The sequence below is a fragment of the Asanoa sp. NPDC049475 genome (genome assembly GCF_040676915.1).
Classification (GTDB): domain Bacteria; phylum Actinomycetota; class Actinomycetes; order Mycobacteriales; family Micromonosporaceae; genus Asanoa.
On the sequence record NZ_JBFAPY010000005.1, the window covers coordinates 1 to 20,097 of the forward strand.

Sequence of the window (20,097 nt, forward strand, 5' to 3'; positions counted from 1 at the left end):
CCGTGCGCGGTGCCAGCGGCCGTTCGTTGACCACCAGGCCGGCGAGCACCTGCCGGTCGCCCCGCCCGCGCACCCGCGTCTTGGTCGTATCCGATTGGAACGGACCGCTCCTACCATTTCTCTTGGCGTCAGCCCAGCTTCGCTAGCAGCTCCAGCCCCCGGCGGGTCAGGCGATGGGATGGTGCGGCGGCTCGAGGCCGATGTCGAGGCCGCGCTGTCGCGGTTCGGCGACCAGATCACCGGCGTGGAGGTACACCTGGGCAGCGAGACCCGCCGAGGCGGCCGACGGCTCTGCGGTGCCGGCCGCGGTCGCCGAGCACAAGCCCGACGTGGTCCTGATGGACGTCCGGATGCCCGGACTGGACGGACTCGCCGCGACCGAACTGCTGCGCGGAAGCCCCGACCCTCCCGAGGTCATCCTGCTCACCGCTCTCCACGTCGACGAGTACGTGCGTGTACGAGTGCGTCGATCTGGGTAACTCCCACTGACCGGCTCGCCCTGGACCCCGGCGTCGGATCCTCGTTCCGACCCGTGCCAGGAGACTGAATGCCGTCGATCCAACCGCCCCCCGTCGTGTCAACGGAACGCAGCGCGTTGTCAGATCAAAGAGCTCGGGGAAGCGCGTACGCCGAACTGTCTCGCGAGATCAAGCGTGCCGGCCTGCTTGACCGGCGCCCCCGGTACTACCTCGCGATGATCGCTGTCATGGCCGCGATGTGCGCCGTCGGCGTCGCCGCCTTCATCCTCATCGGCAACTCGTGGTGGCAGCTCGCCACCGCCGCCTACGTCGCAGTGATCTCCACGCAGCTGGGTTTTCTGGGCCACGATGCCGGCCATCGTCAGATCTACCGGTCCGGCCGAGCCAACTACGTCGCCGGCGTCGTGCTCGCCAACGTCTGGGTCGGGTTCAGCTACGGCTGGTGGGTGGACAAGCACAGCCGCCACCACGCCCACCCCAACGACGAGGACAAAGACCCGGACGTAGGCGCCGGAGCGCTCGTCTTCACCGCGAGGCAGGCACAGGCCAGCGGGCGCGCCGCCCGGTTCTTCTACCGCTTCCAGGCGTGGGGATTCTTCCCGCTGCTGCTGCTGGAGGCGGTCAACCTGCGGGTCTCCAGCGTCCGCTACCTGATCAGCGACCGCACCCGGCCCCGGTTCATCGAGCTGGCCATGCTCGGCCTGCACACGGCCGGGTACCTGGGGGTCGTGTTCTGGGTTCTGTCCCCGGGAAAGGCGTTGCTGTTCATCGCCGTACACCAAGGCTTGTTCGGGCTCTATCTCGGATGCTCCTTCGCACCCAACCACAAAGGCATGCCGCAACTGAGCCCCGCCGACGCCGGCGACTACCTCCGTCGTCAGGTGCTGACCTCGCGCAACGTGCGCGGCCACTGGCTGACCGACTTCGCGCTCGGCGGCCTCAACTACCAGATCGAACATCATCTGTTCCCCTCGATGCCGCGAGCCAACCTGCGGCACGCCCAACGCATCGTCAAGGAGTTCTGCGCTGCCCACCGGGTCTCGTACCTCGAAACCGGGTTGGTCGCGTCATACACCCAGGCACTTCGCCACCTCGACACCATCGGGCGGACACCCGCGCTCCCCACCGCAACGGACATGACGTAACGATGCAGACCGCGCGTATGACCGACCAACGAACCGGCGCGGGGCGGGACCCTGACCACGAGCGCCGCATCCGCGGTGGTGGGCACGACGGAGGCCGGATCACGGTCGCCGACGGCGTAGTGAAGAAGATCGCGGCCGTGGCCGCGCGGGACGTCCCCGGGGTGGTCGCCATGGGCACCGGGGCCGCGACCCGCCTGCAGGTATATCGCCAACAATGTCCACTCATTCAGCGCGCGCTGCAGGGCAGACGCCCGAAGGGCAACGGCTGACCAGCGCATCTCGATCGACCACGACCTGATGGCGGCGTCGTCCCGTCAGGTTCAGGAGCGGAGCGTTGCGAAGAGTTGGCGGATGTCGGCGACCAGCAGGTCAGGTGCGTCGCGGGCGGCGTAGTGCCCGCCGCGGTCGCAGTGGTTCCAGGAGATGATGTTCGTGTGTTGGTGTTCGGCGAAGGTCCGGACAGAGGCGAGATCGTCCGGGAACTGCGCGACGCCGACTGGCACCGTGGTGGGGCCGAGGGGGCGGGCCCAGCGAACTCGCGCGAGCCGGTCCCACAGATCCACCGGCTCGTCATCGGGAATCGTGATCCGGCAGGGCTGGATCTCGTCGTCCTTCGGCGTTCGGTCCCAGGTCATGCAGCGACCAGCCGCTCGGGGTCTGCGCTGCCGGTTGCGGATGAGCCCGACCCGGTAAGGGTTTCGGGGTTCGTCACCGGCCGCTGCGCCTGGTCGGGCGCGACGGTGAGGACGCTGAGCAAGCCGGTCAGGTCGAGTATTCGACGCACGATGGGCCGGGCGCCGGTGACCCGCAGGTGGCAGTCGACCTGAACGGCGGCGTTGCGTACGGCAACCAGCGCACTGATTCCGGTGCAGTCCATAAAGGTGACGCCGGAAAGGTCGACGGTGAGGGCGACCGGCGGATGCCCGCGAAGCACGTCGAGCAAGTGGTCGCGGAGATCCTGAGCGGTTGCCAGGTCGACCTCACCGACGACGGCAGCCCGGGCCGTGTCCTGCGACGGATATGTTTCATCGATGTGCATCTGTGGGACCGGGGGCAGAGGCGAGACAGAGGTGAACATGTTTCCTCCGACCTAACTGCATGGAATGCGTCAGAGCGGGCGAGGACCAGGCCCGGGCCGGGGAGGCGGCACCTGATCGGGGTGCTGCGGTCTCGACGAGCCGCGCACGTCAGTGCGGCGCAGCTACTAGGCAGACTACTCGCACACCGGGACGGAGAGGCCATCCGACCTTCTCCACCTCCGTCGGAGCACCTCTGTCCGGCGACAAATCTGCCGGGACAGCCCCATAGGACCGGCCAGCGCGGCAGTTCGTGCGGCGTTGGACGATCCCATGGGGCGTTGAGCGGCCGTGCGTGTGCCGGCGTCGGTTGGGTCAGGAGGTGACGCGCAGGTCGTTCCGCACGCTGGTCACGCCGGCGGCGGACCAGGCGGCATGCTCGGCACCGCGGCGATCCGCGAAGGACCGCACAGTTCCGTGCAGGGTCAGCTCGTGGTCCTTGAGATCGACGGTGATGGCCTGGCTGCGCAGTTGGGCGTTGCGCGCGATGGCCTTCTCGACCGCGGGCTTCATGACGGTGACCCCGGCGCCTTGGCTCAGCGAGATGTCGTTCCTGATCCCGGCGAGACCGTTGAGGTACGTGACGGCGCGCTCGGCGGCGTCCCGCTGGCATGCCCAGGTGACGGTGCCGGACAACGTGATCACGTGGTTGTCGATGTCTGCCTTGACGGTGGCGGAAGGCACATCGACCGCCCAGTCGAGCAGCTGCGCGGCCTTCTTGGCGATCTCGCCGTCTTCGGTGCCGGACGACCGCGGGATGCGGACGACTATGCCGTCGACGACGGACTTGACGCCCCACAGGCGCATGGCTGCCCGCTTCGCGGCGTGCCGCTCGGGCAGAGTGCCGACGTCGCCGGCAAGGTTGACGACACCCTCCTTCACACTTACTTCGATGCGCGCGGCGTCGAGGTCGGGCGTGAAGAGGAGCTCATCGCTGATGACGGTTTGGAGGTCCTTGTCGGTGCGCTGTACTGCCTGTGTCATGAGTCGAACGATGGTCCCTCGGGCAGGATTACTCAAGGACAATTAGGTATATAAATAAAACAATCTTCTAACTCGGTAAAAAGTTCCCGTATATAGCAAAGTATAGGCACCTATTACGTACAACATTTATTGTCTCCTCTCTCTGCCACGCGCCGCGCCGACTGGGCCGAACAGACGTAGGGTGCGAGCGTCGCTCAGGACTCCCTGCTCGCCGCGGTCCTCACTCTGCCGCTGATCGCCACCGCGGCGTGTGGTGGCGGCGGAGATGAGACCTCGGGCAGTGTCTGTTACTCCAACAACGCCCATCCGTTGCTCGGCAACCAGGACCGCTCGCTTGCGCTTCGAGGGGATGAGTGCTCCACTGCCTTCATGGCGAACAAGTCCGCTCACAAGGAAGATCGGAAGAAGCAGGCGAGCACGCTGAAGGAAAAACGGGCAAAGAAAAAGGCCAAGAGCGACGCGGGGAAGCCGGCCTCCTTGATACCACCGACCGGCCGCTGACCACACAGCAGCCACTGTGGACAGAGCCCGACCGGATGGTTCACGCGAACGCGTCGTCGCTAGTTGACCGGGCACCGTTCAGGCGCTCGAAGTCGTCGAACCGTTCGTCGGTGCCTCATCGCTCGATCCCGCCGGGTCGATGGAAGGTGGCCGCCCAGTCCATGAACCGGTCCGCGCCGTAGTCTCCGGTCGCACGGTAGTCCAGGCGCGCGCTGCACCGCCGCGCCGACGCGGACCCTCGGCGGGGTGGGCATCGACTGGACGGTTGCGGAATGGTCGCGTGCCCGGGTTCCAAGCCGGCGATCGTCGCGGCGGCCGGCCGAAGTGCGGGCAGCGGCGGCCTGGTCTACCGCAGATCATGCCGGGATACGGGTGCGACCTACCTGATCACCACCACCGTGAGGGTGTCGATCCGGTCCGCGTGCGGAATGGTGACCTCGACGGTTCCGGGCCTGAGGAAGACGATGTCGACAACCCCCGCTTCGTACGACGACGAGACCAGCTCATCAGGATCGACGGTGACGAGCCCCGGTCCGATGCCTTGCAGGCGCAGAATTCCGCCTGCCGTGAAGCAGAGCGACTTCAGGAGGTCGAACTCGGTCTCCGCGATCTTCAATTCGTAGCGGACGGGTCCGAAGCAGCTGGCGTCCAAGGTCGGCGTCGGCGAGGGCTTCGGCGGCACCAGGGGTCGGCTGCGCGGCGGGCGGGGCGATGGCAGGGAGGCCGCCGTGGGTGGCGCGATCGACGAGGGTGCTGGCCCGGAGGCGGTGGTGGTCGTCGCTGCCGCCGACTCGACGGGTAGCGGCGCCACCGCGATCTTGCCGCCACCGCAGGCGGCGGCCGTTCCGGGCAGGGTCAATGTGAGGAGGACGGCGACGAGTCGCCGGCGCATCAGCTGACCCCGGTGCCGGTCGGTGCGGGGACGACGGTGAGTTTCTGCCGCAACTGGCGCCTCGCTTCGTGGATCCGTGACTTCACCGTCCCCTCCGGCACGCTCTGCAGTCCGGCGATCTCGCGATAGCTGAGGCCGAGGACGTCGCGCAGGGTCACGGATTCGGCAAGATCGCGACTCAGGCTGTCGAGAGCGTCGAGCAGGTCCAGCCGGGTTCCGGCGATGACGCTGGTGCGGCGCGGATCCGGCGCGTCGGGCAGTGGCGTCCCGGACGCCTCGGTGTCGAAGCGCCGGCGCAGCCGCTGGTAGGTCGACCGGGCCCGGTTTGCGGCGAGCCGGTGCAGCCAGGTACGGAACGACGAACGACCTTCGAACCGGGTGATGCCCTGTGCGAGCGCGAGCAGCGTGTCCTGGCACGCCTCCTCCGCGTCTTCCCGGTAAGGCAGGAACCGGGCACACAACCGCAGGACCTCGGGGCCGACGGCGACCAGCAGCGAGTCCAGCGCGACCGGGTCACCGGTGGCGGCCGTCCGCGCCAGGATCTCCAGCTCGTTCCGGGCCGAGGTTTCATTCATGCACTGAGCATGCGCGCGCCGGCCGGACGCGGAGGCGTCCAGCCGGTGCCAACTTGAGTGGATCATCTGGCTATCTGACGACCACGACGGTCAGCGTCCGCGTCGCCGAGTCGCCGTGGGTGATGGCGAACGTCACGGTTCCAGGGCGCAGGAAACGGCAGTCGCGCACCGCTGCCTCGTACGAGCAACGGACCGCGTCGGCCGGGCTCACCACGAAGCCCTCGGGACCGAGGTTGGACACCCGCAGCACGGCACCGACCTTCAGGCACAGCGCGGGCCACGGCGGGCCGCCTTCGGCGGCGTCGATCCCGTAGGGAGCGGTCGCCCGGCACGCCGGCGCCGGCTTCGACGCCGAGGCGATCGTCAAGCTCAGGGTCCGGATCCCCGCGTCACCGGGATCGATCGTGAGACGGACCTTCCCGGGGTGGACCAGACGGCACTCGCGCACGCCGGCCTCATACCAACAGTCCATCTTGTCCGATGGACTCACCGTGAATCCGTCCGGACCGAGGTTTTCGACGCGCAGGATGCCACCGACCCCCATGCACAGCGGGCGCCAGGGCGGTCCGGTGTCGGCCGCGTTGAGCCGATGGACGACCGCGCCGAGACAGCGCGAACCGGACGACGAACGGGTGTGTCGTGGCACGGCGACAGGCGCCGCGGCCTGCGGCGTCCGCACCGCAGGGGTGGGTCCGGCGGTCGCCGGCGCGGTGCTTGCCGTGGTGCTGCCGGCCGGACCGGGCACGGCTTTGCTTGGCCCGGGCGCCGACGTGCAGGCGGCCGCCGCGGCCACCGAAGCCAGCGCGAACACGGCGAGCGCCGCCAACCGCGGAAGATGAGGGGATCGCATGATGATGACTCCTTCTTCGAGGACATTCACCCTGTTAGTCCTCCCGCCGAGCCCTTTTGTTCGGACGCGACCGCGCCCGTTTGTTTCGGCGGCGTCAACACACTGCTGTCGGTGGCCGTGCTCACCGCGCTGCCACGACTGCGAGTGCCGCTACGCCGGGTGTTGTGGCCCGCATTGTTCGTCGCCCGATCGGGCTGTGGAACTTGAGTGATCAACTCTGGTCCGCATCGCGACCGGCCGTCATTGAGGTACACCTGTCGTGGTTGTGTGCGGCGGCGCGTCGGTGGCGATCATTGCGGCCCGGAGCCGGGCAAGGCTCCGCTGTAGTAGTCGGGATACGTGCATTTGAGACAGGCCGATCTCGGCGGCGATCTGGGATTGGGTCATGTGGTCGAAGAATCGGAGGGCGAGGATGCGTTGTTCCCGGTCGGGCAGGGCCGTGATGAGCAGCCGCAGTGTCAGGTGGTCGTCAACCTCGACGTAGCGCGGGTCGATCGCGCCGAGCAGGTCGATGCGGTCGATGCCGGTTCCCGCGGTGTGTGGAGCGTTCAGCGATACCAGGTTGTAGGCGTGTGAGGCGCGGAGCGCGGCCCGCAGGGCATCGATGGTCACGTGCAGGTGGTCGGCAAGTTCGGCGGCGGTCGGGTGGCGGCCCCGCCGGTGGCTGAGCTCACCGGTGGCACTCGCTATCTCCTGGTTTAGCTCCTGGGTCGAGCGCGGAACGCGAATGGCCCAGGCGGTGTCGCGGAAATGCCGTTTGAGGGCACCGAGAATGGTCGGGACGGCGTAGGCGGTGAACGGGACCTGGCGGCTGCTGTCGTAGCGGTCGACGGCGGTGATCAGGGCGAGGGCGGCGACCTGGGCCAGGTCGTCGAGGAGCTCACCACGACCGGCGTAGCGGCGGGCCAGTCGGCCGGCCAGCGACAGATTGTCCTCGATGACCCGGGCGCGGAGTCGGGCCCGGTCGGGATGCCCCGCCGGCAGGTTGTCGCGTCGGCACAGCAGCAATTCGGTGCTGGCGGACGTGCCGCCCGGTTGCCAGCGGCGTGTTGGGGGATCAGCATCGATGGTCGTGGCCACGAGCCGGTGAGAGCCGACGACGGGCGTCGGCGGCTTGGCGGGATGGGTGAGCGCCGCGGTGATCAGGGCTGGCTCGGCACGGATGGTCACGATGATCAACGCCCTATGGAGTCGCATGCGGTGTGGCGGCTGACGGCGCACCTGTTTAGACGGTGCCGAGAAGTCGCTGGATGGTGACCGCTGGGTCCGGGCGGCGTGGATGCGCCAGCGTGAACGCTGCCGAGCGCATGGTTGCGGAGAAGGCCAATCCTGGGGATCACTCTACGCCGATGCCCAATAGACACCAGGGCCTGGCGGGCGAGGGTGTGCTCACCCGAAGCCCCAGGCCGCGGCCGACCAGGCGGAGCCTGCCGCTTCGGGCGTAGGGTGGGTGGTGACAAGCCGCCCGAGGAGCCCGTCGCGTTCGACCCGGTCCTTGTCCAACGTCACCTGCCCGTCCGCGGCCTCACGAACCGTTTGGTATCGGAGGCGCTCGCATGCAATCAGGTTCGGTGTCGCGGCGTCTGGTGGGGGCGGTGCGGTGAATACCGATCGACGGATGCGGCTGTGGGGCCTGCTCGCGGAACAGGCCCACGGTGGACCGATCGCGGTCGACCATGTCTGCCACGTAGTCACGGCGTCGGCTGGTGTGGACGGCGCCGCCGTCACGGTGGTGCTCAGCGCTTCTCCCCGCGAAACGGTGTACGCCACCGACGAGGTCGCTGCGGAGCTGGCCGAGCTGGCCCTGACCCTGGGCGAGGGGCCCGGGGTGGATGCCGTCGACGGCGGCCCGGCGCTGGCCGTCGACCTGACCGGCCCGGACAGCCTGTTCCGCTGGCCGATGTTCGCGCCCGCGGCAATATCTGCCGGGGCGGGTGCGGTGTTCGCGCTGCCGCTGCACGTCGGCGGGATCCGGGTCGGTGTCCTGGACCTCTACCGTGCCCGGCCCGGCAGCCTGAACGGCGACCAGCTCGCCGACGCGCTGCTGCTGGCCGACACCGCGTGCGCTCTGCTGCTCGACGCGGAACAGCACGACCGGCCACACCCGGACGGACGCCGCCCCGATCCGGACGGCTTGGCGCACCCCGAGGTGCATCAGGCGACCGGCATGATCACCGTACAGTTGGGGGTGAGCGCGGCGGTGGCGCTGATCCGGCTGCGCGCCTACGCGTACGCCCACGACAGGCGGCTGCATCACGTCGCCGCGGACGTGGTAGCCCGACGGCTACGATTCGACCCTGACCCTGACGAAGACCGCGGCGACCGTTGAGGCCTCCGACTCGGCGTGCTCGGATGACAAAGGGCGGCGGCAGGCCGCCGGCAGGACAGGTCTACTGTCCGGACGAGGACGCCCACCTGTGTAGCGAGGGTGATTGAGAATGGCCGAGGCCCAGCTAGCCGACGTGTTCGTGGAGATGGCCGACACTCTCGTCGACGACTTCGACGTGATCGATTTCCTGCACGTCTTGACCGAGCGGTGCGTACAACTGTTGGGCGTCTCGGCGGCCGGGCTGCTGTTGACCGACCAGCGAGACGCGTTGCAGGTGGTGGCCGCCTCCTCCGAACGGACCCGGCTGCTGGAGCTGTTCCAACTGCAGACCGACGAGGGCCCGTGCGTGGACTGTTTCCGCACGGGCCAGCCCGTGTCGGTCGCCGACCTGCCCTCGGCCGGCCGGTGGCCGCGGTTTACCGCCGCCGCCGCTGAAGTCGGGTTCGCCGCCGTACACGCGGTGCCGATGCGGCTGCGCGCGGAGGTGATCGGCGCGTTGAACCTGTTCGACACCACACCGGGTGCGCTGGATGAGGGAAAGCTCCGTATCGGTCAAGCCCTGGCCGACGTGGCCACCATTGGACTCCTGCAGCAACGTGCCATCCACCGCCGCGAGGTCCTGACCGAGCAGTTGGAGACCGCGCTGCGCAGTCGGATCCTGATCGAGCAGGCCAAGGGCGTGCTGGCCGAACGGCTCCACCTGGACATGGCCGAGGCGTTCACCCTGCTGCGCGGCAACGCCCGTAGCCACAACCAGCGCCTGTCCGACCTCGCCCAAGCCGTCGTCGACGGAACCGAACAGATCCCACCAGCGACGGCCGGCAGCCCGCCCCGCTGATTGCCCTCGACGCGGCGGCAACAACTGTCTACTTTGGACGCCGGCGAGGCATCGCGCAACCTCTGAAGCCGGTCCTGCCCCTACCGCCGGCTTGCTCTACTGCGGCTGCGCCAACGGCTGCCGGAGCGCCGGGTCCGTCCACCGCGTCCCCGAACGGCCCCGACCAGCAGGAACAAAACCACGGCTCCGATGATCGCGGTGATCCAGGTGCTCAGGTTGAAGAAGCTGTCCAGCGTCTGTAAACCGAGCAGTTCCTTCGCCAGGAACCCGCCGAGCAGGGCACCGGCGATCCCGATTACGGCGGCCAGCAGTAGGCCGGTCTTCTTTCCGGTGAGGTATTCGGCGATGAGGCCGGCGACGGCACCGAGCACGATCCAGGCGACAACGCCCATGACGCTCTCCTTGATGGCGGGCCGATGTCCCAAAGCAGGGCGGCCCTTCTGCCGGGTCTCCGCATCGACCGATCTCTAAACGCCAGTCGCGTCACGAAACGACGGCAAACACCGATGCGTTCGCTGAGCCGATGCCGGCCAGCCGAGGGCTCGATCGCCGGGACACCGCAATCCCGGTACGCCAGATCGCGGCTGGCACATGCACCGCACCAGGGTCGGACATGTGTACGATGAAGACATTCCGGAATCGACGCCCCGACCCTGAGGTGCCCGCCATACCGGCCTCACCCCCAAGGGTTCGTCATGTCCAACGACCTACGCCACACCGGAAACGCACCGGCTGACCCGAACACCAGCGGGCCGCCACAGCCCCCGGCCACCCCGCCGGCGAGGTCGCCCACGGGTCGCGTGCCGCGTACCCGAACCGGGGCCGCCTGGCTCGGGATCTGCGTCGCCACGCCGGGCGGCAGTCGCATCGGGATCTGGGCCATGCCGCGATGGCGCTGACCGGATGGACGGGTTTGGCCGGACCGTCGTTTGCATTCCGGGGTGTTCGGTGCTGCACTGTCCTTAGCACTCGCCTGACGCGAGTGCCAACCGAAATGGGATGGGACCCCCGGGAGGGGGACCGTAGCAGCGGTCATCGCAGGTCGGCCCGAGCAGGGTGCTGCACGTGGGCACGACGACGTTGAGGGATTCACGCAGATGACCAAGTTGATCGCTTTCGGTGAAGAGGCCCGTCGTGGCCTGGAGCGCGGCATGAACGTCCTCGCCGACACGGTGAAGGTGACGCTGGGCCCGAGGGGCCGCAATGTCGTGCTCGGCGGCAAGTGGGGCGCGCCGGTGATCACCAACGACGGGGTGAGCATCGCCAAGGAGATCGAGCTCGACGACCCGCACGAGAAGTTGGGCGCCCAGCTGGTCAAGGAGGTCGCGAAGAAGACCGACGACGTGGCCGGGGACGGCACGACGACGGCCACCGTGTTGGCGCAGGCGTTGGTACGCGAAGGGCTGCGCAACGTCGCCGCCGGGGCCAACCCGATCGCGCTCAAACGTGGCATCGAGGAAGCCGTCGCCGCGGTGACCGAGGCACTGGGCCACCAGGCGCGAGACGTCCAGACCAGGGAACAGATCGCCGCCACGGCGACCATCTCCTCGGGCGACGCGACGGTCGGTGACCTGATCGCCGAGGCGATGGACAAGGTCGGCAAGGACGGCGTCATCACCGTCGAGGAGAGCAACACCTTCGGCCTCGAGCTCGAGCTCACCGAAGGCATGCGCCTCGACCACGGCTACCTCTCGCCCTACTTCGTCACCGACCTCGAGCGGATGGAGACCGTACTCGACGATCCGTACCTCCTGATCGTCGACGGCAGGATCGCGAACCTGACCGACCTGCTACCGATCCTGGAGAAGGTCATGCGGACGGGTAAGCCGCTGGCGATCATCGCCGAGGACGTCGAGGGCGAGGCCTTGGCGACCCTGCTGGTCAACAAGATCCAGGGCAGCTTCACATCGGTGGCCGTCAAGGCGCCTGGATTCGGGGACCGGCGCAAGGCCATGCTGGCCGACCTCGCCGTTTTGACCGGCGGCCAGGTCGTCAGCCAGACGCTCGGGATCACCCTGCACACCGTCGGGCTGGAAAGCCTGGGCCGGGCTCGCACGATCGTCGCCGCCGAGGGCGAGACGACCATCGTGGACGGCGGCGGTGACGCCGAGCAGATCGCTGGTCGGGTCGCCCAACTGCGTTTCGAGATCGACAAGAGCGACTCCGACTACGACCGGGAGAAGTTGCAGGAGCGGCTGGCAAAGCTGGCCGGCGGCGTCGCGGTGATCAAAGTCGGCGCGGCAACCGAGGTCGAGCTCAAGGAGCGAAAGCACCGCATCGAGGACGCCGTGCGCAACGCCAAGGCGGCCATCGAGGAAGGCTTGCTGCCGGGGGGCGGGGTGGCCCTGGCCAACGCCGCCGACACCGTGTTCGACAAGCTCGACCTGACCGGCGACGAAGCCACCGGCGCGAACATCGTGCGGGTAGCGCTGACAGCGCCGCTGCGACAGATCGCCGTCAACGCCGGCCTCGAAGGCGGCGTCGCCGTCGAGAAGATCAGGTCACTCCCGGCGGGGTACGGCCTCAACGCCGTCACCGGTGAGTACGTCGACATGGTCGAGGCAGGCATCGTCGAACCGGCTAAGGTCACCCGATCCGCGCTGCAGAACGCGGCCTCGATCGCCGCGCTGTTCCTCACCACCGAGGTGCTCATCGCCGACAAGCCGGCGAAGCTAGGATCATGACACGCCAGATGTCCGCACGAGAAGGCACTGGAGCTGCCGTCTGAATTGGCACACGTGGTCACGTCGGCTGGACGACGACGGCAGTCGATAGCACGAATGCCGGTGGTAGTGCCGGCAAACCGCTGTGGCTCTACCCGCATCTGTCCGGGGAGCTCGGGCCCTGCAAATCGCCATCGCCCTCGCCAACCCGATCATCGGACTCGCCGTCCGTCGCCAGTTCTATCCAGCGGTGGATGACTACGTCGCCGCTGGGGCACCTGAGGGGCCACGCATGATCGCCGAGCGCCCGAGACTACTTCGCGCACGGTCTCAGGCGCGCCCGTTGACCCCAGACCGCGAACCCCACACCACCGCTGGCGAAATACTGACGCACGCGGACGCGGCGGCGGCCGTCCGCATGTGCGACGGTTGACAGCGTGACCACCCCCGAGCGGATCGGGTCCTACACCATCGAGCGGCCGCTCGGTGCCGGCTCGTTCGCCATGGTGTGGTTAGGGCACGACGCCTCGCTCGGCGCGCGGGTCGCGATCAAGGTCCTCGCCGAGAACTGGAGTCATGATCTGCGAGTTCGCGAGCGGTTTCTCGACGAGGCACGCATGCTGTGGCAGCTGGACCACGAACGCGTGATCCGGGTCTACGCACTCGGGGAGCTGCCCGACGGCCGGCCCTTCATGGTGATGTCCTGGGCCGACGGCGGCAGCCTGCGGGACCGCTTGGCCTCGGGGACCATCCGGGTCGGCGCCGCGCTGTGGCTGCTACGGGAGATCGCCGCGGGTGTCGCGGTCCTGCACGAGCGGGGCATCGTGCACCGTGACCTCACGCCGGGCAACGTGTTGTTCCGGTCCGTCGACGGCGTGCCGGGCCCGTCGGAGCAGGTCGTCATCGCGGACCTCGGCCTCGCCAAGGCACTTGCCGCGGCGTCGGGTCTCACGGCGCGCGCCGGCACACCCGGATACATGGCCCCGGAGCAGGACGACCCGCTCGCCGTCGTCGACGCCCGCACCGACGTCTACGGTCTCGGCCGACTCGGCCAGCGGCTGCTGACCGTTTCCACCGATCGGCGGGTCCGGTTGCGTCCGGGGGTTCCGCCAAGTGTGGCCGACGTGCTTCGGCGGGCCACCGCCGTGCGACCCGCCGACCGTTACCGGAATGCGTCCGCCTTCGGCGCCGCCTTGGACGACATCATGCGCGTGCGAAGCCCCTCGGCGGTACGGCGGCGCCGCGCAGCCGTTGTCGCCGCTGCGGTGCTAACGGCCGCCGCGGTCCTCGGGGGCTTGTCGGCCGACGACCGGTCGAGGTGGCCGGCGGGCGTGGCGTCCGATCGGACCGGGCGGATCGCGGTCATGCTCCCACCCGGCTGGGAGGCCGTGGCGTCGGATTGGTCGGATCCGCTCGGCACGGCCGGTGCCCGCGAACCGGCCTTGGTGGTGTCGCCGTCCCCGGGGCGCTGGCTGACCGATGCCCAGGTCCCAGGCGCGTTCATCGGGCTGTCGAGTGCCGGGGCCACGCCCGCCGCGTACGTGGCCCAGCATCCACGGACGCGGTGCACCGCCACGCCGGTCCGCACGATCCACGGTGTGGGCGTCGACTGGACACTGGCGGGCTACGCGGCGTGCCCGGGTCCCAAGCCGATGATCGTCGAGGCGGCCGGCCACGGCCCAGGCGATGTCGGGCTGGTCTATGTGCAGATCATGCCGCCGGCCGGCAGCGGGCCGGAGTTCGTCGAGGCGCTGTTGGCCGGGGTACGGGTGCGGGCTACCTGATCACCATCACCGTGATGCTGTCGATCCGGTCCGCGTGCGGGATGGACCTCGACGGTTCCCGGTCTGGGGGAAGACGACGTCGACGCCCCCTGCTTCGTACGACGAAGAGACCAGCGACTCGGGGTCGACGGTCACGAGCTCGATGGGTAGCGGTTCCACCGCTGTCCGGCCGCCACCGCATGCGGTGGCCGCTCCCAGCACGCCCGACGCGAGGAGCACGGCCGCGCGCCGACGCCCCGTCGCGTGCCTTCCGTGCTGGCGCATCACGCGGCCTTGCCGCCGACCGGCGCGCCCGCGATGGTGAGCCTCTCCCGCAGCCGGCGCCTCGCCTCGTGGATTCGTTCCTTCACTGTTCCCTCCGGCACCGCTTGCAGCTCGGCGATCTCGCGACAGCGCAGGCCGAGAACGTCCCGCAACGTGACCGACTGGACGACACATTTCTTGGCGACACCGTCTACGCGTTGAGCGCGGTGGACAGGAGCGGGCTTCTCGCCGAGTTCGTTGGCCACCGGGGACCCGCCTGGACACCAGGGAACACGCTGGGACGATCACTCTCCGGGCTGCGGACGACGGTCGCAGCCGCGTCGACGGCCGCGGCTACCTCATCGTCGCCCTATCGGTGCGCCGGTGGTGTCGCCAGGCACAGCGCGCCACGCCCGGCTGCGACCACTACAGCGCAAATGTTCGTTTTTGCAGACCCGGAGAAGATGAACCGCCTCGGCGCCCGCAGGTCAGGGTCAAGGGCCTCTTTCGCCTCTCGAACGGCCGCGAGCGGCAGGAGATCTCCTAGTAGAAGCCCGGTGGACAGCCGCCTCCTGGCGCCTGTCCACCGGGGTCGACCGGACCTAACGGAAGTGCAGGTAGACGAATCTGCTGCTGAGCACCCGGCGGGTGCCGTACGCGCTGGGCGTCGCGTAGTTGTATTCCTCGACCGTCACGGTCCCGTCGGAATGCACCGCCGCCACCCAGGCGACGTGTCCGGATCCGCTGTCGGTCTGGGCCACCGCGCCGACCTGCGGCGTGCTGTTGACCGTGATGCCCGCGTCGCGCGCGGCATTGTCCCAGTTATAGGCATTGCCCCAATGGACGGACCGATAATAGTTGTGGAAAGCGATGTTGCCGCGATCGTTGAGCCGCCACGCGACGAAGGACGTGCACTGTCCCTTGTAGAAATTCCACGGATCGACCCCGGACGTCTGGCCGCTGTATGGGTAGTCATTGCGCAAGCTCCCCGGTGTGGCGAAGCCTTTGCAGGTGTAGAGGGTGGGTCGGGTGGCGAGTCGGCTGGCGTGGAGGAAGTAGCCCTTGACGAAGTACCAGGTGTTGCTGCCTTCGTAGGTTTGGCCGGCGGCGACGCAGAGGACTTGGACGGTTTCGTTGGAGGCGAACCATCCGGTGGCGGCGGGTGCGTCGAATGTTGGTGTGCTGTATCCGTTGGCGGCTGAGGGGACTGTGGAGGGTCCGCCGCATTGGGGGATTCCGGTCGCGGTGGCGATGGCGTACGCGGGATAGTATCTGGTGTTGATTCGGTACCAGAAGAATGTGTCGCCGACGTATTCGCGGCCGCGGACGTAGCATTCGACGGAGACTGATTGTCCGGGGTTGAGTGTGGAGCCGGTGATGTAGGGGCTGTTGAGGTATGGGAGGTCGTGTGCGGTGATCGTCGATTCGACCCGCACTGTCACGGCCGCCTGAGCCGGCGCCGCGATCGCCACCTGCCCGAGGACGGCCACAACCACCAGGCCCATGGCAGCGAACACCCGGGCGGCGATGTGTTTCGACATTCTGCGCCTTTCTCGGGTCGCTGGGATCACCGGATCGGCCGCACCACGGCGGGCATCACACCGGTCTCGCTCGCGCTGAAGGTGCGGCTGCGGACCTGGGGGCCGCTGCTTGCCCGGGTGGCCTCGATGATGGAGCTGCCACCGATGAAGATCGCCACGTGGTGAATCGCGCTCGGTGACAGGCTGCTGTCTGACCAGAAGATCAGATCGCCCGACTTGCGCTGGGAGAACGGCACACGATAGCCGTTGCTGTACTGCGACCGCGAGTCGCCGCCGATGTTGACCCCGGCGCCCTTGTAAAAGGCGTACTGCGTCAGCCCGGAGCAGTCGAAGCCGTAGACGTCACGGTCGTCGTGGCCACTGGGGCTACAGCAGATGCCATAGGTCGGCCCGTTCTGGTTGCCGCCGCCCCAGGAATAGGGGTACCGGCCGATCATGCTGGACGCCGCGGCGATCGTCGCCGCCACCTCGTCGCCCGGTGTGGCGAAGCCTTTGCAGGTGTAGAGGGTGGGTCGGGTGGCGAGTCGGCTGGCGTGGAGGAAGTAGCCCTTGACGAAGTACCAGGTGTTGCTGCCTTCGTAGGTTTGGCCGGCGGCGACGCAGAGGACTTGGACGGTTTCGTTGGAGGCGAACCATCCGGTGGCGGCGGGTGCGTCGAATGTTGGTGTGCTGTATCCGTTGGCGGCTGAGGGGACTGTGGAGGGTCCGCCGCATTGGGGGATTCCGGTCGCGGTGGCGATGGCGTACGCGGGATAGTATCTGGTGTTGATTCGGTACCAGAAGAATGTGTCGCCGACGTATTCGCGGCCGCGGACGTAGCATTCGACGGAGACTGATTGTCCGGGGTTGAGTGTGGAGCCGGTGATGTAGGGGCTGTTGAGGTATGGGAGGTCGTGTGCGGTGATCGTCGATTCGACCCGCACCGTCACGGCCGCCTGAGCCGGCGCGGCGGCGGCGACTCCCGCGCCGAGAAGTCCCGCCGCCAAGGCGGCGACAACGGCGAGTTGTCGCAAGCCCTTTCGAACTCTGGTTCTCATGCAATCCTCCAGAACGCTTTGTCGGCACCCACCGGGTGATGGGGCGCCATCGGCATTTCCGGAGGCTAGGAAGGCGCTCTAACAAGTCGCTAATACGTGGGCAGCCGCAGCGCCTCGTCCGTCAGGCCCAGGTCGAGCAGGACCCTTCGGCATTCACCGTGGGCGGTGGCCGCAAAGCCCGGATCACACAGCGCCAGGCGGGCGAGCGTCCGGACCGCCTCCAACCGCGCGCCGATCTCCTCCCAGATCGTCAGCGACCGGCGCAGCAGCCCGGCCGCGACGGCGGGTCGGCCGCGACCGGCTTCGAGGTCGCCGTAGGCACGCAACGTGCCGGCCAGATCGGCCCGAACGCCCAGCCGCTCCTGCACCGGCAGGACACGGGCCAGTCGCTCCTCGGCCGCGGCCCAGTCACCGCGGGACAGGTGCACCTCGGCCAGGGCGAGATCGACGTGGGAGAGCCCAAGCTCGTCGTTGAGGCCCTCGACGATCCGCGCCGCCTCGACCAGCCCGCGTTCCGCTTCGTCGGTCCGCCCGACGCCGAGCAGCACGTCAGCGCTCATGCTGAGGAGCACCGCCGTGGCGCGTGGGGAGTCCTCCGGCCGTCCCTCGTTCAGCAGCCGCTCGACCAGCGGAATGGCCTGCGCGGACCGACCGGCCTCGTGTCGCGCACGGGCAAGCGACAACGACAACCAGCGCGTGAGATCGGGCGGAGTGTCCTCGCCGCACGCGGCGAGGCCGGCACGGAACCACTCCTCGGCCTCGGTGAGTCGGCCGACGCTCTGAGCGGCGAAGCCGGCGTTGCCCAGCGCGGCGACCTCGCCCAGCCGGTCGCCCAGCCTGCGGGCGAGCGCGAGCCCTTCCGCGGCCAGCTCGGGCAGCTCGGTGAAGCGGGACCGCTGTGCGGTCACCCCGAACAGGCTGAGCAGCAGCCGGCCCAGATAACGATCAGCGCCGCGCGCGCGGGCACACGTGACGGCTGTGCGCAGCACCCGTTCCCGCTCGACGTCGTAGCTCCGCAGGACCAGAAAACCCACCATGCGCATCGCGAGTCCACCGAGGATCTCAGCGGCATCCGACGTGGCCGCCTGCTCGACGGTGGCCAGCAACGCCGTCAGCTCCGTCTCGAACCATTGCTGCGGCGCATCTCGAGCCGCGCCTTCGGCGCCGCGCGGCACCGGCGGGACCGGCAGCCCGACGGCACCCTGCAAGCCGTGGCCGAGGCGCTCGTCCGCGACGGCGGCCAACGCCGCCCACCCGGACAACACTCGGGTCAGGGCTGCGTCCCGGTCGGCCGGATGCTCCTGCGCGGCGGCGCGTTCGGCCGCGAAGTCGGCGATCAGGTCGTGCAACCGGAACCGGTCCTGCCCGACGGCGTCCGGGCCGAGGACCTCGATCAGGTGGACGTCGGCCAGCGTCTCGAGCAGCCGACCGGACAGCGCGTCCCCGTCGTCGCCGAGCAGCGCGGACGCCACCCAGGCCGGCCAGTCGGGCGCGGCGACGAGCCCGAGCCGGCGCAGCAGCAGGCGGGCCGGCGGATCCAGCAGGTCGTAACTCGTCGCGATGCTGGCGCGGACGTCCAGGTCTCCGAGGGCCAGCTCGTCGAGCCGCCCACGCTCGCGGGCCAGCCGGTCCCGGAAGTCCTCGAGACGCCAGTGCCGGCGTCCGGCGAGCCGACCGGCGGCCACGCAGGTGGCTAGCGGCAGGTTGCCGCAGAGCGTCACCACCGCGTGCGCGGCCTCGGGTTCGGCCTCGACCCGGTCCGCACCCACGAGCCGGGCCAACAGCTCCAGTGAATCCTGGGGGTCCAGCGCCGGCACCGTCCAACGCTGCGCGCCCAGCAGCGCTCCCAGCTGGAAACGCGAGGTGATCAGGACCGCGCAGGACGGGCTGCCGGGCAGCAGCGGGCGCACTTGGGCCTCGGAGCCGGCATCGTCCAGAACCACCAACAGCCGGCGCTCGGCGAGAGTGCTGCGATACAACCCGGTCCGCTCGTCCGGGTCGTCCGGCACCACCGAGTCCCGGACGCCGAGCCGGCGCAGGAACCGGCCGAGCAAACTGTGCGGATCGGTTCGGGCGCGGTGCGACCCGCGCAGGTTCGCGAATAGCTGACCGTCCGGGAAGGCGTCGCGCACCGCACCGCCGGCCACCACCGCGAGCGCGGTCTTTCCGACGCCGCCCGCGCCGACGAGGACGGCGACCGCGGGACCGCCGCCGGCGGGGTGGCGCAACGTCGCCGCGATCTCCGCGCGTAGCTTGTCGCGGCCCGTCAGCACGGAGACCTCCGGCGGCAGCTCGCGGGGGAAGACCACCGGCGCCGGATCGTCGAGCTCGGGCACCTCGCCGGACAGGATCCGCTGCTGCAATGCGCGAAGTGTTGGACCGGGGGTGACGCCCAACTCCTCGTCGAAGGTCCGGTACGCGTCGCGATACAGCTGCAGCGCGTCCACCCGCCGCCCGACCGAGGCCAGCGCCCGCATCTGGGTCTCGTACAGCCGCTCGCGGTACGGATACTCCGCGATCAGGGGTGTCACGTCCGCCAGCACCTCGTCGTGGCGGCCCAACGCGAGCCGGGAGACCAGCCGAGCCTCGTGCGCCGCCAGCCGTTCCTCGTGCAGCGCCGCCCGGGCCGGACCTGCCAGCTCTTCGGCGACGTCGGCCAGGGCCGACCCGCGCCACAGCGCCAATGCCTCGGTGTACGACGCCTCGGCGAGCGCGAAGGAGGCGGTAGCCGCTGCCCGCCGACCCTGCTCGACCAGCTCGCGGAAGTCGATCAGATCAACCTCCGCCCCCGCGGTGCTGAACTCGTAGCCCGTCGGCCTCGTCACGATGAACCTGCCGCCGACCCGCCCACGCAACCGGCTCACCAGGTTGTGCAACTGGGCCCGCGCGGAGCTCGGCGGATGCGGCCACAGCGTGTTGACGAGCCGGTCGGCCGGTGTCAGCCGGTCGGCGTTGAGCAGCAGCGTGGCCAGCACGTAGCGCTCCCGGGCGCCGCCGACCGGCACCACGCGTCCGCCGCACCAGGCGACCACCGGTCCGAGCAATCCGAATCTCATTATTCCTATCTATGTGAGCGCGTTGGCCGGCGCCATCGCCGGACCGGACCCGGCCCGCCACCCAGGAAGTTGACGGGCCGGACAGGCGCATCTGGGTCGCCTGC

The 20,097-nt window shown here is 69.1% G+C and carries 19 protein-coding genes and 1 pseudogene; 8 read left to right on the forward strand and 12 right to left on the reverse strand.

What is annotated here, in order from left to right; translation table 11 throughout:
* Positions 1-275 precede the first annotated feature (275 nt).
* From AB0J88_RS19960 to AB0J88_RS19970, 3 genes and pseudogenes are all read left to right on the forward strand, one after another.
* Positions 276-473: pseudogene (locus AB0J88_RS19960) on the forward strand (response regulator); the annotation flags it as partial.
* A gap of 74 nt (positions 474-547) precedes the next feature.
* Positions 548-1,624, forward strand: a complete 1,077-nt coding sequence (locus AB0J88_RS19965; RefSeq protein WP_364353018.1) for an acyl-CoA desaturase — start codon at positions 548-550, stop codon at positions 1,622-1,624.
* Positions 1,625-1,641: 17 nt separating this feature from the next.
* The gene (locus tag AB0J88_RS19970) at positions 1,642-1,893 is read left to right on the forward strand and encodes a hypothetical protein (RefSeq protein WP_364353021.1); all 252 of its coding nucleotides are present in this window, start codon (positions 1,642-1,644) and stop codon (positions 1,891-1,893) included.
* Between the two features lie 51 nt (positions 1,894-1,944).
* Here the strand turns inward: AB0J88_RS19970 and AB0J88_RS19975 are convergent, their stop codons facing one another.
* The 3 genes from AB0J88_RS19975 to AB0J88_RS19985 all read right to left on the reverse strand — a co-directional run bounded on the left by AB0J88_RS19975 (position 1,945) and on the right by AB0J88_RS19985 (position 3,684).
* On the reverse strand, positions 1,945-2,259 hold the full coding sequence (locus AB0J88_RS19975) for a hypothetical protein (RefSeq protein WP_364353024.1): 315 nt from the start codon (positions 2,257-2,259) through the stop codon (positions 1,945-1,947).
* Positions 2,256-2,663 (reverse strand): STAS domain-containing protein, encoded by a 408-nt coding sequence (locus AB0J88_RS19980; protein ID WP_364353027.1) that lies wholly within the window; start codon positions 2,661-2,663, stop codon positions 2,256-2,258. Before AB0J88_RS19980 ends, AB0J88_RS19975 begins: the two co-directional genes overlap by 4 nt.
* A 352-nt stretch (positions 2,664-3,015) precedes the next feature.
* Complete coding sequence (locus tag AB0J88_RS19985) at positions 3,016-3,684, reverse strand: BON domain-containing protein (protein WP_364353030.1); 669 nt, start codon at positions 3,682-3,684, stop codon at positions 3,016-3,018.
* 369 nt (positions 3,685-4,053) lie between these two features.
* Here AB0J88_RS19985 and AB0J88_RS19990 point away from each other — a divergent pair, with 369 nt between their 5' ends.
* On the forward strand, positions 4,054-4,185 hold the full coding sequence (locus tag AB0J88_RS19990; RefSeq protein WP_364353033.1) for a hypothetical protein: 132 nt from the start codon (positions 4,054-4,056) through the stop codon (positions 4,183-4,185).
* A 379-nt stretch (positions 4,186-4,564) separates the two neighbouring features.
* Here the strand turns inward: AB0J88_RS19990 and AB0J88_RS19995 are convergent, their stop codons facing one another.
* From AB0J88_RS19995 to AB0J88_RS20010, 4 genes are all read right to left on the reverse strand, one after another.
* A complete protein-coding gene (locus AB0J88_RS19995; protein ID WP_364353036.1) occupies positions 4,565-4,867 on the reverse strand; it encodes a hypothetical protein in 303 nt (100 codons plus the stop codon).
* A 209-nt stretch (positions 4,868-5,076) separates the two neighbouring features.
* Positions 5,077-5,652 carry an RNA polymerase sigma factor gene (locus AB0J88_RS20000; RefSeq protein WP_364353039.1) on the reverse strand — a complete coding sequence of 192 codons (576 nt, stop codon included), beginning with the start codon at positions 5,650-5,652 and terminating at the stop codon, positions 5,077-5,079.
* A 70-nt stretch (positions 5,653-5,722) separates the two neighbouring features.
* Complete coding sequence (locus tag AB0J88_RS20005) at positions 5,723-6,502, reverse strand: hypothetical protein (protein ID WP_364353042.1); 780 nt, start codon at positions 6,500-6,502, stop codon at positions 5,723-5,725.
* Positions 6,503-6,742: 240 nt separating this feature from the next.
* Complete coding sequence (locus AB0J88_RS20010) at positions 6,743-7,672, reverse strand: SigB/SigF/SigG family RNA polymerase sigma factor (RefSeq protein ID WP_364353902.1); 930 nt, start codon at positions 7,670-7,672, stop codon at positions 6,743-6,745.
* 448 nt (positions 7,673-8,120) lie between these two features.
* Here AB0J88_RS20010 and AB0J88_RS20015 point away from each other — a divergent pair, with 448 nt between their 5' ends.
* Both AB0J88_RS20015 and AB0J88_RS20020 read left to right on the forward strand, forming a co-directional pair.
* On the forward strand, positions 8,121-8,831 hold the full coding sequence (locus AB0J88_RS20015; protein ID WP_364353045.1) for an ANTAR domain-containing protein: 711 nt from the start codon (positions 8,121-8,123) through the stop codon (positions 8,829-8,831).
* 109 nt (positions 8,832-8,940) lie between these two features.
* Positions 8,941-9,669, forward strand: a complete 729-nt coding sequence (locus AB0J88_RS20020) for a GAF and ANTAR domain-containing protein (protein ID WP_364353048.1) — start codon at positions 8,941-8,943, stop codon at positions 9,667-9,669.
* 80 nt (positions 9,670-9,749) lie between these two features.
* On the opposite strand, the gene AB0J88_RS20025 is transcribed toward AB0J88_RS20020, so the two are convergent.
* Positions 9,750-10,061 carry a GlsB/YeaQ/YmgE family stress response membrane protein gene (locus tag AB0J88_RS20025; RefSeq protein WP_364353051.1) on the reverse strand — a complete coding sequence of 104 codons (312 nt, stop codon included), beginning with the start codon at positions 10,059-10,061 and terminating at the stop codon, positions 9,750-9,752.
* 705 nt (positions 10,062-10,766) lie between these two features.
* On the opposite strand from AB0J88_RS20025, the gene groL reads away from it, so the two are divergent.
* Positions 10,767-12,353 carry a chaperonin GroEL gene (gene groL / locus AB0J88_RS20030; RefSeq protein WP_364353054.1) on the forward strand — a complete coding sequence of 529 codons (1,587 nt, stop codon included), beginning with the start codon at positions 10,767-10,769 and terminating at the stop codon, positions 12,351-12,353.
* Between the two features lie 416 nt (positions 12,354-12,769).
* Complete coding sequence (locus tag AB0J88_RS20035) at positions 12,770-14,116, forward strand: serine/threonine-protein kinase (protein ID WP_364353057.1); 1,347 nt, start codon at positions 12,770-12,772, stop codon at positions 14,114-14,116.
* A 263-nt stretch (positions 14,117-14,379) separates the two neighbouring features.
* Here the strand turns inward: AB0J88_RS20035 and AB0J88_RS20040 are convergent, their stop codons facing one another.
* The 4 genes from AB0J88_RS20040 to AB0J88_RS20055 all read right to left on the reverse strand — a co-directional run bounded on the left by AB0J88_RS20040 (position 14,380) and on the right by AB0J88_RS20055 (position 19,993).
* The gene (locus AB0J88_RS20040; RefSeq protein ID WP_364353060.1) at positions 14,380-14,625 is read right to left on the reverse strand and encodes a sigma factor-like helix-turn-helix DNA-binding protein; all 246 of its coding nucleotides are present in this window, start codon (positions 14,623-14,625) and stop codon (positions 14,380-14,382) included.
* A gap of 336 nt (positions 14,626-14,961) precedes the next feature.
* On the reverse strand, positions 14,962-15,900 hold the full coding sequence (locus AB0J88_RS20045) for a CHAP domain-containing protein (protein ID WP_364353063.1): 939 nt from the start codon (positions 15,898-15,900) through the stop codon (positions 14,962-14,964).
* Between the two features lie 26 nt (positions 15,901-15,926).
* Complete coding sequence (locus AB0J88_RS20050) at positions 15,927-16,913, reverse strand: NlpC/P60 family protein (protein WP_364353066.1); 987 nt, start codon at positions 16,911-16,913, stop codon at positions 15,927-15,929.
* 113 nt (positions 16,914-17,026) lie between these two features.
* Positions 17,027-19,993 carry a BTAD domain-containing putative transcriptional regulator gene (locus AB0J88_RS20055; RefSeq protein ID WP_364353069.1) on the reverse strand — a complete coding sequence of 989 codons (2,967 nt, stop codon included), beginning with the start codon at positions 19,991-19,993 and terminating at the stop codon, positions 17,027-17,029.
* Positions 19,994-20,097: the final 104 nt, after the last annotated feature.

Coding starts and splice junctions, on each gene's coding strand:
- AB0J88_RS19980 (WP_364353027.1), bottom strand. CDS start 2,663: ATGCACATCGATGAAACATATCCGTCGCAGGACACGGCCCGGGCTGCC.
- AB0J88_RS19990 (WP_364353033.1), top strand. CDS start 4,054: ATGGCGAACAAGTCCGCTCACAAGGAAGATCGGAAGAAGCAGGCGAGC.
- groL (WP_364353054.1), top strand. CDS start 10,767: ATGACCAAGTTGATCGCTTTCGGTGAAGAGGCCCGTCGTGGCCTGGAG.
- AB0J88_RS19965 (WP_364353018.1), top strand. CDS start 548: ATGCCGTCGATCCAACCGCCCCCCGTCGTGTCAACGGAACGCAGCGCG.
- AB0J88_RS20055 (WP_364353069.1), bottom strand. CDS start 19,993: ATGAGATTCGGATTGCTCGGACCGGTGGTCGCCTGGTGCGGCGGACGC.
- AB0J88_RS19975 (WP_364353024.1), bottom strand. CDS start 2,259: ATGACCTGGGACCGAACGCCGAAGGACGACGAGATCCAGCCCTGCCGG.
- AB0J88_RS19970 (WP_364353021.1), top strand. CDS start 1,642: ATGACCGACCAACGAACCGGCGCGGGGCGGGACCCTGACCACGAGCGC.
- AB0J88_RS19985 (WP_364353030.1), bottom strand. CDS start 3,684: ATGACACAGGCAGTACAGCGCACCGACAAGGACCTCCAAACCGTCATC.
- AB0J88_RS20025 (WP_364353051.1), bottom strand. CDS start 10,061: ATGGGCGTTGTCGCCTGGATCGTGCTCGGTGCCGTCGCCGGCCTCATC.
- AB0J88_RS20005 (WP_364353042.1), bottom strand. CDS start 6,502: ATGCGATCCCCTCATCTTCCGCGGTTGGCGGCGCTCGCCGTGTTCGCG.
- AB0J88_RS20020 (WP_364353048.1), top strand. CDS start 8,941: ATGGCCGAGGCCCAGCTAGCCGACGTGTTCGTGGAGATGGCCGACACT.
- AB0J88_RS20045 (WP_364353063.1), bottom strand. CDS start 15,900: ATGTCGAAACACATCGCCGCCCGGGTGTTCGCTGCCATGGGCCTGGTG.
- AB0J88_RS20015 (WP_364353045.1), top strand. CDS start 8,121: ATGCGGCTGTGGGGCCTGCTCGCGGAACAGGCCCACGGTGGACCGATC.
- AB0J88_RS20000 (WP_364353039.1), bottom strand. CDS start 5,652: ATGAATGAAACCTCGGCCCGGAACGAGCTGGAGATCCTGGCGCGGACG.